This is a genomic window from Akkermansia sp. KLE1798 (assembly GCF_001580195.1).
Lineage (GTDB): Bacteria > Verrucomicrobiota > Verrucomicrobiia > Verrucomicrobiales > Akkermansiaceae > Akkermansia > Akkermansia biwaensis.
This window is the reverse complement of the sequence record NZ_KQ971082.1, coordinates 57,077-71,649: the sequence shown is the minus strand read 5'-3', so window position 1 is coordinate 71,649 and position 14,573 is coordinate 57,077. Positions and strand designations below refer to the sequence as shown.

The 14,573-nt window shown below is 60.7% G+C and carries 12 protein-coding genes; 3 read left to right on the top strand and 9 right to left on the bottom strand.

Features of this window, described 5'->3' with window-relative positions; translation table 11 throughout:
• Positions 1–4 precede the first annotated feature (4 nt).
• The 7 genes from HMPREF3039_RS06950 to HMPREF3039_RS06920 are packed head-to-tail and all read right to left on the bottom strand — an operon-like array spanning position 5 to position 10,390.
• A complete protein-coding gene (locus HMPREF3039_RS06950; protein WP_082770151.1) occupies positions 5–2,554 on the bottom strand; it encodes a VWA domain-containing protein in 2,550 nt (849 codons plus the stop codon).
• Complete coding sequence (locus HMPREF3039_RS06945) at positions 2,551–4,281, bottom strand: BatA domain-containing protein (RefSeq protein WP_067570203.1); 1,731 nt, start codon at positions 4,279–4,281, stop codon at positions 2,551–2,553. The genes HMPREF3039_RS06950 and HMPREF3039_RS06945 overlap by 4 nt, the downstream gene beginning before the upstream one ends.
• 27 nt (positions 4,282–4,308) lie before the next feature.
• Positions 4,309–5,181, bottom strand: a complete 873-nt coding sequence (locus HMPREF3039_RS06940) for a DUF58 domain-containing protein (RefSeq protein ID WP_197483307.1) — start codon at positions 5,179–5,181, stop codon at positions 4,309–4,311.
• 50 nt (positions 5,182–5,231) lie between these two features.
• Positions 5,232–6,719, bottom strand: coding sequence for a hypothetical protein (locus HMPREF3039_RS06935; protein ID WP_067570199.1), 1,488 nt, complete (start codon positions 6,717–6,719; stop codon positions 5,232–5,234).
• On the bottom strand, positions 6,716–7,714 hold the full coding sequence (locus tag HMPREF3039_RS06930; protein WP_067570196.1) for an ABC transporter ATP-binding protein: 999 nt from the start codon (positions 7,712–7,714) through the stop codon (positions 6,716–6,718). Before HMPREF3039_RS06930 ends, HMPREF3039_RS06935 begins: the two co-directional genes overlap by 4 nt.
• A complete protein-coding gene (locus HMPREF3039_RS06925; protein WP_067570194.1) occupies positions 7,711–9,345 on the bottom strand; it encodes a hypothetical protein in 1,635 nt (544 codons plus the stop codon). The genes HMPREF3039_RS06930 and HMPREF3039_RS06925 overlap by 4 nt, the downstream gene beginning before the upstream one ends.
• 19 nt (positions 9,346–9,364) lie before the next feature.
• On the bottom strand, positions 9,365–10,390 hold the full coding sequence (locus tag HMPREF3039_RS06920; RefSeq protein WP_067570192.1) for an AAA family ATPase: 1,026 nt from the start codon (positions 10,388–10,390) through the stop codon (positions 9,365–9,367).
• A gap of 262 nt (positions 10,391–10,652) precedes the next feature.
• Between HMPREF3039_RS06920 and HMPREF3039_RS06915 the strand changes: the two genes are divergently transcribed.
• The gene (locus tag HMPREF3039_RS06915) at positions 10,653–11,837 is read left to right on the top strand and encodes a DUF418 domain-containing protein (RefSeq protein ID WP_067570321.1); all 1,185 of its coding nucleotides are present in this window, start codon (positions 10,653–10,655) and stop codon (positions 11,835–11,837) included.
• A 27-nt stretch (positions 11,838–11,864) separates the two neighbouring features.
• Here HMPREF3039_RS06915 and HMPREF3039_RS06910 read toward each other — a convergent pair whose 3' ends face one another.
• Positions 11,865–12,359, bottom strand: a complete 495-nt coding sequence (locus HMPREF3039_RS06910) for a YbhB/YbcL family Raf kinase inhibitor-like protein (RefSeq protein ID WP_067570190.1) — start codon at positions 12,357–12,359, stop codon at positions 11,865–11,867.
• Positions 12,360–12,410: 51 nt separating this feature from the next.
• Positions 12,411–12,602: a hypothetical protein gene (locus tag HMPREF3039_RS06905; RefSeq protein ID WP_067570188.1), complete on the bottom strand. Its 192-nt coding sequence runs from the start codon at positions 12,600–12,602 to the stop codon at positions 12,411–12,413.
• A gap of 102 nt (positions 12,603–12,704) precedes the next feature.
• Here HMPREF3039_RS06905 and HMPREF3039_RS06900 point away from each other — a divergent pair, with 102 nt between their 5' ends.
• On the top strand, positions 12,705–13,685 hold the full coding sequence (locus HMPREF3039_RS06900; RefSeq protein ID WP_067570186.1) for a hypothetical protein: 981 nt from the start codon (positions 12,705–12,707) through the stop codon (positions 13,683–13,685).
• A gap of 76 nt (positions 13,686–13,761) precedes the next feature.
• Complete coding sequence (locus HMPREF3039_RS06895; RefSeq protein ID WP_067570184.1) at positions 13,762–14,439, top strand: hypothetical protein; 678 nt, start codon at positions 13,762–13,764, stop codon at positions 14,437–14,439.
• The last annotated feature ends 134 nt before the right edge of the window (positions 14,440–14,573 follow it).

Here is a 14,573-nt window from a genome sequence, read left to right as displayed (position 1 = left end):
GGTGTTATTCCGCGGATTCCCGCCCGGCGCGTTTTGTCCCCGGCAGAATCCCCGTCCGCGTGAGCAGGGCGTCCGTGACAAGCAGGATCAGGAGCCCCCACAGGAGGAAGGCCTGAAGGTCAAGGCGGGAGGTGGGCCGCGGTTCGTTCAGGATGGAGGCCAGGTCCAGCCTTTCCCGGCCGCCTGACCTGTGCACCATGTCCAGAAAGGCCTGCCGGGCCGGGCGTGACATGGCCCATTCCGGGTCCAGATTCTGGTTGACGGGGCCGAAAGGCATTGCCTTGCCCCCTATACGGACGGCGCCGCGCGCCGTGGTTCCGGGAGGCAGGGGGAAACTGCACCGGAAGGCTCCCGGCTGAAGATGCTCCCAGATTCCCTGAATGGTGCGGGTACCGTCCCGGCCGGCCAGTTCCACGGTGATTTCCGGCATTTGGCGCGCCATCTGCGGAATGTTTTCTTCGCTGTAGTAGAGGTGGACGAAGAGGCGGTCCCCCGCGGTTTCCGTGCGTACGGAGTAGCCCGGCGGCGCGTCCTGCCTGTTGAGCCATCGGGAGAGGGTCTGGACCAAGTCTCCGTATCCCTCCCAGTTCTGCACGGACTGCCCGAAGGGGCCGCCCAGCGCCAAGGTGACGGCGGCTACGCGTCCCGCGCCCCGGTTCCAGAAGGAGATCAGGGGCGCCTGGTAGCTGTCGGCGGAGATGCAGGCGGCAGTGGCTTCATCCCTCAGGTAGCAGAGGTTGTACCCGTCTATCGTCCGGGGCCAGTCCGGCTGTGCCGCGGCAATCTGGTTCCATCCGGCCGTGCCGTGCAGGGGCGTCTGTTCCTCCAGAAAGGCGGCCCGGGCCACGGAGATGGTTTCCTGCGTGAAGATGTCGGGAATATCCCCTGGGCGGTCGCAGAAGAAGATGCGGCCTTGGCCCAGTTCTGCTATTTCCTTGAGCAAGTCGGCGTCTTGGCTTTTTTTCGTTCCCAGGGCAATGACGCTGACGGTGGCGCCTGCCCGGGTCATCTGGCTCAGCGTGGTTTTATAATCGTCCGGTTCTTCGGAGTCGTCGGCGTCGGAAAAAAGGATCAGGTGCCTGGTTCCCGCCTGTGTTTTTTGCAGTTCCTCCCATCCGGCCCTGAGCCCTTCCCCCACGAAGATGCCGCCGCCCATGGACTGGATGCGGGAGACGCTGCGGAGCATTTGGTCCCGGTTGGGGCCTATCCGGCTCATGTTCACAATGGCGTGGGGAGAGCTGTCCACGGCGAGGACGGAGATAAAATCTTCATCAGCAAGGTTCAGGATGGTCTGGCAGGCGCCGGCATTCGCCAGGTCCATCTTGGTTTTGCCTCCGGAAGCTGACATGGACATGGACCCCGAACGGTCCAGGACGATACTCATGGAAGTGAGAAGGCCGACCCGGTCCTTTTTCAGTTCCATGGAGACGGGGAGCAGTTCGTCCACGGGGGAGGAGAAATAGCCTCCGGAACCGAAGCTTTGCCTGCCTCCGGCCATGAGCAGGCCGCCGCCCTGTTCCCGCACATAGTAGTTCAGGGCATGGAGGAATTTCCGGGAGACGGCGGAGGCCCTGAGGTTGTTGATGATCACTAGGCCGGCTCCCGACAGGTGGCCGGAGTCCAGCTGCAGGGGATCCGCCGGGCGCTGGACGTCGAATCCCTGTGCGGCAAGGAAGGGGACAAGCGGGTCCCGGTCATAGCCGGAAAGGAGCAGTACCTTGCTGCCTCCCGTTACTTCCACAAGCTGTTCCGCCCGGTTGTTGCCCGTCACGGGATCGCCGGGAGGGGAGATGAATGCTTCATAAGCTGCGCATCCGGGGGTGGAAAGGCGGTCTGTCAGCCGTACGACGGCTTTTCCGTCAACCAGAACCGCCTGTCCCGTCAGGGGTGTTCCGCCGTTTCTGCTTATCCGCCAGGGGACCACGGCCCCGGAACCGGGCGGCCCGGCGATGGCGACCTCCAGCAGAAAGGCTTCCCCCGGACGGATGCGCGCGGGGGCCTTGATATGATCGATGCGGATATCCGCCTCCCGGTTGACGGAGATCATGCGGTAGTCCACGGGAACCCCGGCGCGGAGGAGCTGTTCCGGCGTGTTGTCCAGAGGGGTGGTGGGCCAGCCGTCCGTGACCATCAGGATGCGGTTGACGCGGTCCGGCTCCATTTGTGCAAGGGTGTAGGCCAGGGCTTCCGCCATGCATGTGTTGGAGGGGCCCCCATTGAAAACAGGGTCCCCCTGTCCCCGGAGCACAGCTTCACGGGCGAAGTCCACCAGCCGGATGCGGTCGCCCGGCCGCTTGCTGCGTTCCAGAATGGACTGAATTTCCGGAGCGTCCGCGGCGGCGGCCCCGTCCGTGGAGCCGGACTGGTCGATCAGCACCCACAGGTCCATGTCGCTTCCGCCCCTGGTTATCACGGGCTGGGCCAGTGCCAGAAGCAGCACGGCCTGGATCAGCAGGCGCACGGGGGAAGCCAGGCGCAGCCGCTTGTATTTCCAGCCTGCCAGAACCAGCAGGGGAATGAGAAAGAACCATTCCGGAGAGAGAAATTGAATCATGGGCGCCGGAGGATGTTGGGGGTTGACGGTATCCAGGAGGCCATCAGGGCCAGCCCGGCCAGGGCCAGCCACAGGGGGGCAAGAGGGTCGGGCGCGAGATGCCGCTGCGTTTCCTGTTTCAGATACTGTAGTCCGCTGTCAAAAGTGGAGCAGTGGGAAAAGTCGCCCATGCGGGCGTCGGAGAACCAGACGGCCCCGTGGAAGAGGGGAGCCGTTTCCGCAGGCGTCCCGGTAATGTCGATGAAGCCGGGTTCTTCCGGCAGGCGCCCGGAGAAGGGCGCTTCTTTCCGCTCCCCGTCCGGCGCCGTGTGGATGATCCGGGAGCCTCCGGGGAGACGGAGGCGCGTTCCTCCGGGAAGGTTGCCCGTGGTGACGCCGGGTGCGCGGGCCTGAACGGCTTCCATGAAACGGCGTACCATCAGCACGGTGGCCGGCAGACGGTCCGCGTTGGAGTCTTCCCATGACCAGTTGAGGAAGAGAGCGCCTTCTTCCAGCCACGCCAGCGGGGTGTTTTCCCGCCAGAGCAGCATCATAGCGTTTTCCCCCGGAGCCATGCTTCCGGTGCCGGGCACAAGCAGCCCGCTCCAGTTCAGGCCGTCCGTCAGGGGATGTCGTTCCGCCGTCACGGTACGTATTCCTGAGGATTTTTCCGCCGGGCGCCCCAGAATGATGGCTGCGCCGTGAGGCCGGTGGGCGTCTGCCTTGTCTTCAACAAGGATGCGGAGCGCGGCCGTGGAGTCCGTGGAAGAGCCGGAGGAGAAGCCGGGCAGGCCGGAGTAGATTTTCCGGAAAACATCGGCCGTTTTTTCCGGAACCTGCATTTCCACGGCGACCGGTTTGGGGGTGGGGCGTACCAGCGGCAGAACGTCGTCCAGCGGGAAGGCATCGGGCGCAAGACGGAGCACGGCCGTGCCGCAGCCGGGCGGCAGGGTATATTCAAATTCCGCGACGGCGCCGGGATGGAGCGTCAGTGATTGTTCCTGAGCCACATCTCCTGCGCGGATGGAGACGGTTTTCTGGACAGGGGCGGCAGAGTTGTTTTTTACGGCGATTCTCCAGTGCGGCTCTCCCGGCCCTTCCATGTGCGTGATGCCCGCAAATCCGGCGTTGTCAAGCGGCCTGCCCACGCCGCGGGCCGGCTGGCCGGCAGGGACCCGTTCCGGGGTGCAGGTGACCAAGCGTGTGAGGCCGCCGGCTCCGGCCATGGAGGCCGCCGTACGCAGGGATTCGGAAAGGTCGTGGGTGGCGGCGTCCGGCATCCACCGGGAAAGGGACTGGAGGGCGGCGTTCCTGTTATTTCCGCGGTAGAAGGGCAGGCGCGCCGGGCGGCTTCCCATCAGAACCCAGGTGGTGGGGATGCCCTGTTTTCCGATGTTTTCCATGTCTTCGGCCACGGCCTGAACGGCTTCTTCACGGAAAGGGTACATGTTTGCGGAGTCATCCATGATGAAGACGACCGTCTGCTCCGCGTCCTGCCGGACCCAGCACGGCGCGGCAAGCACCCATGCCAGCAGCAGGACCGCGAGCAGTTGAAGCCACAGGGCGCGGGAGGAGCGCAGCCTGTCCCAGTTCCTTCCCGTGGCTGCCTCCGGGGCCAGGGATTCCAGCAGAAACATGGTGGCCGTAAGGCGTACCCGCGTTCTGTGCTGAAGGAAGTGAATGGCAAGGATGAGGGGTATTCCCAGGAGCGCCCACAGGCCGGCCGTGTTGGTGAGATGAGGGAGCATGGTGAGAAAGAAGGCGGATGTTGAGAATCAGGCGAGTTCCACGGCTCCGCCGCTGAAGGCTTCCGCCGCCAGGGCTTTCGTCAGAGGCAGGTTGCAGGGAATGCGGGAGAAGAGGGCCTGGTGCCGCCGGCAGGCCGCGGCCCATAGTTCAAAGTGGACGGCATAGGCATGGGCATAACGCCTGGACAGGCCGGAGGATAGGTACTGGTTGCGGGTGGCGCCGGATTCACAGTTCTTCAGGCGGACGTTGCCGGTTTCAGGGAGTACGGCTTCTTCCGGCAGAGTGGGGGCTAGGATCAGGGACAGGCCGCCCCGGGAGGTCATCGGAGCCAGCAGGGCGGAGGGTTCCCCCGGATAGAGAAGGTCGGAGATGAATATTTTCAGGCCGTTGGCGCGCCAGAAGGCGGGAACGGGCATGGTTTCATCCGCGGGCAGCTCCGGCAGTCCGGCGCGCCAGCGGCCCGAGTGGACGTCTTCCATTTCCAGCGGAATGCCGTGCCGTCCCTTGACGGCGTGCATCCGCACCTGCGCGCCCGCCTGCAGGGAGGAAAGCATGCAGAATTGCAGCAGGGCCTCCGTTGCCGCGGCCCGTTCTTCGCAAAGAAACATGGATTCGGAAACATCCACGGCAATGTCCACCAGGGGGGACAATTCCGCCTGGTAAACCTTCATGGTGAGCTGGTCGGTCCGGGCGTAGGCCGCCCAGTGGATGCCGCGCGGATCGTCGCCCCACTGGTAGGCGCGGTGATCCTGAAAGTCTATGGAATTGCCGGTTTCCCGTCCCGCCCAGCCGCCCTGCACCCCTTTCCACGCCTGACGGGAAAAAGGCAGGCGGAAGCGCCGGGCCGCCTGCTCGGCTTCCTGCCGGATGCCTGTGGAGGAAGGGGATGCGTTTTCCATGAACATGGCGGGAAAAAATTTCGGCGTGGTTGCGGCTCAGGCGGCTTTTGTCAGGGCTGTTCCGCTCCGTCTTCCTGTTTTTCTCCGTCCTGGCGGGAGTTCAGGGTTTTTTTCAGGGTGGCAAACCATTCTCCGTTGCTCAGTCCCATCATCAGGAAAGCCGCCATCACTTCCAGCAGGGCAAAGAAGATGAAGAAGCCGGAAGTGTCGAATGTGGCTATTTCCTCCTTGCTGAGGAGGGCGAAGAAGGTGCTGCCGGGCAGGAGGGGCAGGTATCCGTCCATGGTTGCCAGAAGGACCAGGAAGAAGGAGGAAACGCACCAGAAAAGGATATAGACGAGCAGGGTGTTGTTTTTCAGCCTTTTCCAGGCCGGTTTCAGCACAAGGGCCGGCATGACGACGGCATACCACCCGAAGATGGTCAGGCAGATCATGAACAGAATGGACTGGATTCCGTTTCCAGACCTTGTGGAATGTTCCATGAGATGGAAGAGATAGCCGGAAATGCCGATGAGAAAAGCTGTCAGGATGGAGAAGAAGAAGCCTCCGGGCATCCCCGGCAGGAAGAACAGGCGCTGGAACCATCCCGTCTGCTTTTCATTCGTCTGCTGCACATGGATGGGGAGCAGGGTGGAAGGAGTCGTTAGTTCGATGACGATCAGGAAGATACTGTAGATCCACAGGAAAATGAGGTGGACGGTAACCAGGGATTTCATCAGGGAAGGAGAGTCCAGGATGAAGAGCATGAATACGATGGTGGAAATATAGACGGGCAGGAGCGCCTTGCGCAGGGGGGCGAAGGTGTTTTCCGCAATGGGAGCGAACCAGCGCTGGGCCAGGATGAGCAGGGTGCGGATGACCAGGAATACGTCCGTCAGGATGACGGCCGTCCGCAGCAGCCCCATTCCGAATCCGTCCTTGAACAGGTTGATTTCCAGGCCGGAGCTGAACAGGGAGAGGCTCGTGCTGCAAATGAGGAACAGGGCGCCCATGGTGGCCAGGCGCAGGAGCAGCGGCAGTGCGGACGCCCACAGGCAGAATGCCGTCAGAATGCCGCAGGCCAGATAGATGAAGGAGATGGCCGTCAGGTCCTGCACCAGGTTGATTTGTCCGTAATAGTACCTGATGAAGGCGAAGGGCAGGCAGATGAAAATGATGAGCAGGGCCTGTGCCATGAAGGAGGCCCACTTGCCCATGATGATGCGTCCCGAGGTCTGCCTGGTAAGGAGCAGGAGTTCGCTGTTGCGGGATTCCAGCTCCTCCCTGATGGAGAAGAGGGCCCGGAAGGGAATGGCTCCCGCTACGGCGAATATCAGGAAGGTCCAGAAGATGCTGTTGCAGACGCCCGAACTGACAAGGGTCCCGCTGTCGGTGGGGTCCGGAATAAAGCTGAACAGGAAGAACAGGGCCAGCGCTGCCGGGAACAGGCTGAGGAGCAGAATGAAGGAAAGCGTGCGCAGTCCCTGCCGCAATTCCTTGACCAGGGCGGAGGGAAACCATGACGGAAAGTCCGGGGAGGGGGTGGCGGGCGTGCTCATGAGGCGGATGAGGAGGGGGAGACGGTTTGTCCGGACGCGGAGTCCGGTTTTTTATCCTTGTTAAGCAGGATATCGACGAAGGCTTCTTCCAGCCGGCGTTCGCTGCGGTGGAACTCGATGACGGGCAGGTCTGCGGAGAGCTGCCTGAGTTCCCTGGCGACCAGCTCCGGCTCACAGGAAGAGAAGGTGGCCGTAACGCCGTTTTCCTGCACGGAACGCACTTTCCAGCCGGGATGAATGGCCATCCATTCTTCCAGAGGAGCGGTGTTTTCTCCGGCGATTTTCACTTCAAAGGGCCAGCCGGTTTCCTCCTGGCGGTGCAGCAGGGAGCTTTTGTCGCCGTCATGGACGATGGAACCTCCATCCATGAAAATCAGGGAATCGCACATTTCCCCCAGTTCGGAGAGAATGTGGGAGCTGATGAGCAGGGTTTTCCCCCTGGCCTTGAGCAGATGCACCAGGTTCTTGAATTCCATGCGCGCCTTGGGGTCCAGACCGGCGGCGGGTTCGTCCAGAATGAGGAGTTCGGGATCGCTGATCAGAGTGCGCGCCAGGCACAGGCGCTGGGTCTGCCCCTTGGAGAGCTTGTTGATGAGCCGTGTTTGCAGCTCTCCCAGTTCCGTGAAGTCCAGCACTTCGTTCACGGCGGAGAGCAGGCGGCTACCGGGAATATCGTATGCCCTGGCGAAGAAATCCAGGTATTCCCGGACGCTGGTGTTTTTGTAGGGGTGGAAGTAGTCCGGCATCCAGCCGATCAGGGGGCGCACCTCATGGGGATGGTCCACGGTGTTGATGCCGTTGATCAGGATGCTTCCGGAGTCGGCGAGTTCCAGCGTGGCGAGCATGCGCATGGTGGTCGTCTTTCCGGCTCCGTTGGCACCGATCAGGCCGACCACCTGTCCTTTCCCGATTTGGAAGGAGACGCCGCTGACGGCTTTAACCTGGTCAAAGGATTTGGACAGTCCGGAAACTTCAAGCAAAATGGGCTCTGTCATGGCTGTTGGGGGAGGGGCTGGTTCCCGGCGGCGGGGCCGGAGACGGTGATGCGGGTGTTTTCCCACTTGATGGAGTCCAGGGTGGGAATGGGGCCCAATTCTCCTTGCGCGGATATCATTTCCGCGTGGAAATGACCCGGAGGCGGTGTTTCAGAAGGTATTTTTTCACTCCGGACGGCTGTCTTCCTTTCTCCGGGCGGCAGGTTGGGAATGCGCCAGTACGTTCCGGAGGCGTCGCGGTAAATGAGGTTGGACAGGGCGCCCGGGAAGGTGCTCTGCAAGACCGGCGCTCCGTCCGGATGCGGCATGGGAATAACGGTAACGGCCGCCCTGGTGGTGATGGGGCGCACCAGCTTGTGTTCAAGGGTGGACCGGCTGGTGAACCAGCCGCCGCTGCACAAGTTCCCCTCCCGGAAGTAGTTTTCCAGTTTCTCCCGGGCGTATCCGTCTTCATGGAAGGTTTGGAATTTTTCTTCTTCCAGCCGGCAACCCTGGAGGTGGACGTCTTCCGGGAGCGTGAATTCGTTGTTCGTCAGAATAAGGGTTTGGCAGACCTGGCTCTGGGTGATCAGTCCCGTATGATCTTGCGGATTGACCAGGATGTGCACGGCACGGCTGCCGCGTCCCCCCGTGCCGTCCCCGATCAGGATGACGGCCGCCAAAAGAATGGAAACACCCAGGGAAATGGCGGGAATCAGGATGAACAGGCGCTGCCGTTTGCCGACGGGCGCCCACCGCAGCAGGCAGACCGGACCCACCAATACGGCAAAGGCCACCAGGATGAGGCCGAGCAGGAAAGACGGCGTGGTGAAAAAGTAGGGAGAGGCGTCCGGCACCTTCGGATGAAGGCGCGTCTGGTAATATCCGTCAACCTTTACGGGAAAAATATCCTTGGTTTCAGTTTTCAGCTTGAGGAGTGCCGCTTCCTTTTCCTTGTCTGTCAGGCCTTCCAGGGAAGGGACGTGCAGAATAAGACCGCGGCCCAAAGGAGCGGTGGTGATTTTCCTCCCCCGGTCCCCGATGAGCCAGAGGCTTCCTCCTCCCAGCACCCACTGGCGGAGGGCTTTCCTGTGGGGCTCGTCCAGGTAAGAATCGTATAGCTTTTCAGGAATGATGATGCAGTTTTGAGCTGCATACATGCGGTAGTCCGCCGGCCAGTCCATCAGGTCAAAGGTATTCACCTGCGCGTTGAAGGGACTGTCGGACAACATATTCCATTCGGACGGCGTTTTTTCCTGAAGAACGGCGAAGAAGGGCGCGTCTTCATTGGCGGCGAACAGGCTGATGGATTCATCCGCGGAATTCCGGTATAAGAGCTGGATGTCCGTCATGGACGGATAGATGACAGCCTGCCGCGTTTGCCCCGGAGGAACGGAGAAGGAATACCTCTGCTTGCTGTTGTCGTTCCATAAAGTCTGGAATTCAAGGGTATGGGTGTCTTTCCCGTTCGGGACGTTTTCTATCAGGACGCGGGCCGGGGAGATGGAATTGCGCGGGAATTTGTCGCAGGGGGAGCTTACTTCAATTCGGGGGGCTTTTTCCGCGCTTCCCGCAGGGGCCGCAAGGGCGGACGGCGGAAGCAGAAGAAAGGCGAAGAGCAGTCCACGGCGTTTCAGCAACTGGCGGAACATGGTTGAACAGGGGGTGGGATTAATGGATTTTAGCTGCGGCGAGAGAATGTGGCAGGGGCTTGTCCTGGGCTGGAATTTCTTTCAGGAGCCGTTCCACGACGTCTCCGGGAGTCGCTCCTTCCAGCTTCGCCATGTGGTCCAGCAGAATGCGGTGTTCCAGCACGGGACGGATGACGGCCTGCACGTCTTCAAAGGAGCAGAAGGGGCGTCCCTGGCGCAGGGCACGCGCCTTGGCGGCGGCGGCCAGTCCCAGGGCGGCGCGGGGGCTGGCCCCGTATTTGACACCGCGGGCCGCTTCCGATTCGCCGGGATGGGTGGCGTTGACGAGCCTTCCGATGTATCCGGCCACGGCATCCGGGATGGCGATCCGCCGGGCAAGTTCCATCAGGCGGAGAAGTTCCTCCGCGTCCAGCACGTGGGGAACGGCGGGTTCCACGCCCATTTCACGGTTGAGGACGATGCGGGTCAGCACCTCCGCGGGATTTCTGCCTACGTTGATTTTGAACAGGAAGCGGTCAAGCTGGGCTTCCGGCAGGGGGTAGGTGCCTTCCAGTTCAATGGGGTTCTGGGTAGCCAGCACGAAGAAGGGTTCCGGAAGAGAATGGGACTGGCCCATGACGGTGACCTTCCTTTCCTGCATGGCTTCCAGCAGGGCGGACTGGGTTTTGGGGGAGGCCCGGTTGATTTCGTCCGCCAGCATGATGTTGGCGAATACGGGGCCTTCCTGGAAGACGAAGGATTTTCTCCCGTCCGTCTCCTGCAGGACGGGGGTGCCCGTGATGTCTCCGGGCAGCAGGTCCGGGGTGAACTGCACGCGCCTTGCCGTGATGTCCAGCGCCTTGGAAAGCCCCTTGACCAGTTCCGTTTTGCCCAGTCCGGGCAGGCCCTCAAGCAGGATGTGGCCGCGGGCCAGCACGCCGGTGAGGATAAGTTCAATGAGATCTTCCTTGCCGAACAGAACCTGGTTCATGGCGGAGGCCAGGGCGTCAAGCTTCTGCACGGCAGTGCGAAGCTCTTCCGGGGAGAGAGAAAAGTGGGTATTCATGGGGAACTGCCGGATGGCCCCGGCTTCTTGAAAGAAAGGGCAGGGGGAATTGTTAGAGTTCTGGATAATTTTATGCCATTCCCCCCGGCGTTCTGCAAGCAGAAAGAGGGCGGGACCTTTTAATTTTCAGGAATATGATGGAAGAGCCCCGTTCCGGTCGTGGTAGTTTTTCCGGCAGTGAAGGAAGGAAATTTTTCCAAAAACATGCCTCTCCGGCATTTTGGGCTGTAAATGGCTCCGCCATCATGTATACACGGTCTCTGTGGAATTTTTACCCTCTCCGGACAGCAAACGTATTTATGTGGTGGACGCCTTGCGCGGCTTTGCCGTGATGGCGATCATGCTGCTGCATTTTTTGGAGCATTTCATTTATAAATCCTATCCCGTGGCCTCTTCCGCGGTGATGGAGGCAGCCAACCAGGAGTTCAAGGAAGCTTTTTTCTTCCTGTTCGCCGGGAAGTCCTATACCATTTTCGCCCTGTTGTTCGGGTTCACCTTTGCCATCCAGTACCGCAACCAGGCCCGGAAGGGCCGGGACTTTGCGGGCAGGTTTGTCTGGCGCATGTGCCTGCTGGCCGTGTTCGCCTGCATGAATGCGGTGTTTTTTCCGGGGGGCGATGTGCTGTTGACTTTCTCCATCGCAGGGCTTCTGCTGGTGCCGTGCCGCCGTTTGAAAACCTCCACGCTGGTCATATTATCCCTGATTTTCCTGGCACAGCCCCTGGAGTGGGCTTATGCGGCGGCGCAGTGGGTGAATCCCGGCTGGGCGCCGCCCTCCCTGTCCGTCGCGGAATCGTACGCTTCCCTGAAAACGGCCGTGGATACGGGCAATTTCTGGCTGATGGCCTGGGAGAATCTGACGGTGGGGCAGTGGGCCAGCCTGGCCTGGGGTATTGAGGCCGGGCGCCTGATGCAGGCGCCGGGGCTGTTTTTACTGGGTTTCGTGCTGGGGCGGCAGGAATTCTTTTTGCAGAATGACCGGAACGCCGTGTTTTGGACCCGCGCCATTCTGCTTTCCCTGGCGGGGACCGTGACGTTTTATGTGGTGATGGACCTTCCGGGCTTGTCCGGCCCCCTGCATACTATCTTTACCATGTGGCACAACGTCTGCTTTACCGGCATATGGGTGGCCGCCTTCGTTCTGCTGTACCGGCTGGAATATTTCAGGAAAGTAACGGTTCCCTTGCTGACCTACGGGCGCATGAGCCTGACCAACTACGTTTCCCAGTCCATGATCGGTTCCCTGATCTTTTTCCCGTATGCTCTGGGACTGGCTCCCTGTTGCGGGTATCTGGCCAGTTTTGCAATCGGCTGCGTCGCCATGGTCGGGCAGATATGGTTCTGCCGCTGGTGGCTGGAACGCCACCGCTATGGAGTGCTGGAAGGGCTGTGGCACCGGGCGACCTGGATGCACGCCGGAAAGGCGTCCGCGCCGGAAGCCCGGTAGAGGCGGGGATTTTCTCCGGTGCGGTCTTTATTCCGCCTGCACCCGGTCGTAAAAGACGATGGAGGCTTTTTGCAGCGTGTGCTGCCAGAGCTGGAACCCCACCTGGGCGGCCGGGGTGTCTTCCGCCACGGGCAGGGAATCCGTGTCCAGCGCGTACACCGTGACCAGGTACAGGTGCCATCCGTGGCCCGCGGGCGGGAAGCTGCCGCTGTACCCTGCAAAATCCGCGTCGTTGCGTATCTGGACGGCCTGTTCCGGCATCAGGCCCAGGGCGGGATCACCCGCGCCGGAGGGCAGTTCCCGGACGGAGGAAGGCAGATTGACGGCCAGCCAGTGCCAGAAGCCGCTGCCCGTGGGTGCGTCCGGGTCATGAATGGTGACGGCGAAGCTTTTTGTCCCTTCCGGAGGATTGGTCCAGGAAAGCTGCGGGGACCGGTTGCCGCCGCCCACGCTGAAATGCCGCTGGGGCTGCTGGACTACGCCGCCGAGGTCGTTGCTGTGAAGAGTGAATGTTGATGGCATGGGGATGATGATCTTCTCTGTGGATGATTCGTTCAAAATGCGGCGGCCCTTTCAGGGGACGCCGTTTCCGGGGGATTGCCCCCGCAGTGTGGATTCGGTCTTGCCGCGCATGGACCGTATCCACTCCTTCCTGATCTTGCCTTCCCGGTCATGTCCGGTCAAGCCGGTAATCCCGGAGGCGCCTCCCCCCTTTTCAAAGTCCGCAAGCGGAACCAGGGTATTTTCCGGTTCTCTTTCTTTCACCGTGATTGGGGGGGCGGTCCGGTCACCGTTGACGGCTGCCGGGGCTGTGAAGTTTTTCCGGAGCTTTCTTTTCGGGATAACATATGGTATGGTTTGGTGTGCATGGAAAAGAGCACGGACATAGGCGGGTTTTTCGGGCTGGAATTGCCGGAATACGGCAATTTCCCGCAATGGCATGCCGGACGGAGCGTGGCCGTGAATTCCGGGAGGCGGGCTCTGGAATACATTCTGCGCTGTCTGGGCGGCGTGCGCCGCGTCTATGTTCCCTGGTACACATGCGCTGCAATTCTGGAACCGATGGAACTGCTCCAGATTCCGTGTTCCTTTTACCGCATTAACGAAAGGCTGGAACCGGAAAGCCTGCCCGTTCTGGAGGAGGGGGAGTATTTCCTGTACGCCAATTACTTCGGCATCAAGGAGGCATGCGTGGATGTGCTGGCGGAGCGGTACGGGGGAAGGCTGATTGTGGACAATGCGCTGGCATTATATTCTCCGCCGCGTCCCGGAACGGCGGCCCTGTACAGCCCGCGCAAATTTTCCGGCCTGCCGGACGGCGGCGTGGCCGTGATGGACTGCCCCTGCCTGGAACTGGAAGAGCGGGACGAGTCCCTCCCGCATGCCGCTTTTCTGCTGGAATGCGCGGCCTGCGGGCCGGAAGCGGCCTCGGGCGCATGTGAACGGAGTGAACGCCGTCTGAAGTCCTCCCCCCTGCGCCGCATGTCCCGTTTGACGGAACGCCTGATCAACGGCATTGATTATGAAAGCGCACGGCACAGGAGAATGGAAAATTTCCTGTTCCTCCATGAACGGCTGGGGCATTTGAACAGACTGTCTCCGGATGTAAACGCCATGTCCGCTCCGTACTGCTATCCGTTCCGGACGGGATTGCCGGAATTGCGGGATGTGCTGATAGACGCGCATGTTTTGATTCCCCTGCTGTGGCCGGAGGTTCTGGAATGGGCCCCGTTTGACGGAGAGGAACGGAAGCTGGCGCTGAACCTGCTGCCTCTGCCGGTGGACCAGCGCTGCGGCAGGGAGGAAATGGAACGGATTGCCCGGACGGTGGAGGATTTTTATTCCTGACAGGGCATCATGAATTTGTTGGAAAATGGATAATAATGCGTTGACGATGTAAAAAGAATGTTCTAGAACTTTTCACATGTCCAACTACCTTTCCTCTCTGGGCTATCCTTTCCGGGAACGGCCCATGGTTTTTGTTTTCAGCGTGCTGATTGTCTGGGCGATGTACCTGGCCCTGTGGGCTCCCGTGCTCGGCTGGATTGCCAATTTCTGTTTTCTGGGGCCCTTTATGTGCGCCTTCTGCATGAAAATGGTGAGGCAGTCCGCCATGGGCGATGAGGGCATCTGCCATTTTCCCGAGCTGGAGGGCTGGTTTGAGTCCCTTTTTCTGCCTTATGTGCGGACTCTGGTGTGTGCCGTCATTGCCTTTCTCCCGCTCTCCATTTACCTGAATGTGGTTGACTGGGAGCCGGACGCCCTTCCGGGGTGGTTTTTCATGATCGCGGGAATTATCTATTTTCCGGGGATATTCATGAGAACGGCTCTCATGGACAGTTTTGACGGTCTTTCCCCCTCCGGCTGGTGGGATCTCGTCAGGAAGGCGCCCATGACTTATCTGGGACTGGTTCTCGGTGTTTTGGCGGGGGCGGTGATTGTAGCGTACCTTCCTTCCGGAATATTGATGACTTTCTTCTCGCTGGCCGTGATGCTTTACATCACCTGTGTGCTGATGAACGCTTTCGGCCTGTTTCTGCTGAAGCATGAATTTGCGGAAGAGGAAGACGATGACGGCTTTTCCATTTCCAGTATGGATTGATGCCGGGGTTTCAGATGGGGAGAAAATTCTGGAAATACTTGGGAATAAGAGCCTTTCTTTTTAAATTTTCCGTTCCTCGGAAGGAATCCCCATGGTTCCGTCCGGGAGGATTTGCCGGGCACGCATGCAGGCGG

What these genes read in the sequence shown, in the direction of transcription:
- HMPREF3039_RS06900 (WP_067570186.1), top strand. Translation starts at nt 12,705, where the DNA reads ATGGAAAAGAGCACGGACATAGGCGGGTTTTTCGGGCTGGAATTGCCG.
- HMPREF3039_RS06935 (WP_067570199.1), bottom strand. Translation starts at nt 6,719, where the DNA reads ATGAGCACGCCCGCCACCCCCTCCCCGGACTTTCCGTCATGGTTTCCC.
- HMPREF3039_RS06925 (WP_067570194.1), bottom strand. Translation starts at nt 9,345, where the DNA reads ATGTTCCGCCAGTTGCTGAAACGCCGTGGACTGCTCTTCGCCTTTCTT.
- HMPREF3039_RS06910 (WP_067570190.1), bottom strand. Translation starts at nt 12,359, where the DNA reads ATGCCATCAACATTCACTCTTCACAGCAACGACCTCGGCGGCGTAGTC.
- HMPREF3039_RS06930 (WP_067570196.1), bottom strand. Translation starts at nt 7,714, where the DNA reads ATGACAGAGCCCATTTTGCTTGAAGTTTCCGGACTGTCCAAATCCTTT.
- HMPREF3039_RS06940 (WP_197483307.1), bottom strand. Translation starts at nt 5,181, where the DNA reads ATGGAAAACGCATCCCCTTCCTCCACAGGCATCCGGCAGGAAGCCGAG.
- HMPREF3039_RS06895 (WP_067570184.1), top strand. Translation starts at nt 13,762, where the DNA reads ATGTCCAACTACCTTTCCTCTCTGGGCTATCCTTTCCGGGAACGGCCC.
- HMPREF3039_RS06950 (WP_082770151.1), bottom strand. Translation starts at nt 2,554, where the DNA reads ATGATTCAATTTCTCTCTCCGGAATGGTTCTTTCTCATTCCCCTGCTG.
- HMPREF3039_RS06920 (WP_067570192.1), bottom strand. Translation starts at nt 10,390, where the DNA reads ATGAATACCCACTTTTCTCTCTCCCCGGAAGAGCTTCGCACTGCCGTG.
- HMPREF3039_RS06945 (WP_067570203.1), bottom strand. Translation starts at nt 4,281, where the DNA reads ATGCTCCCTCATCTCACCAACACGGCCGGCCTGTGGGCGCTCCTGGGA.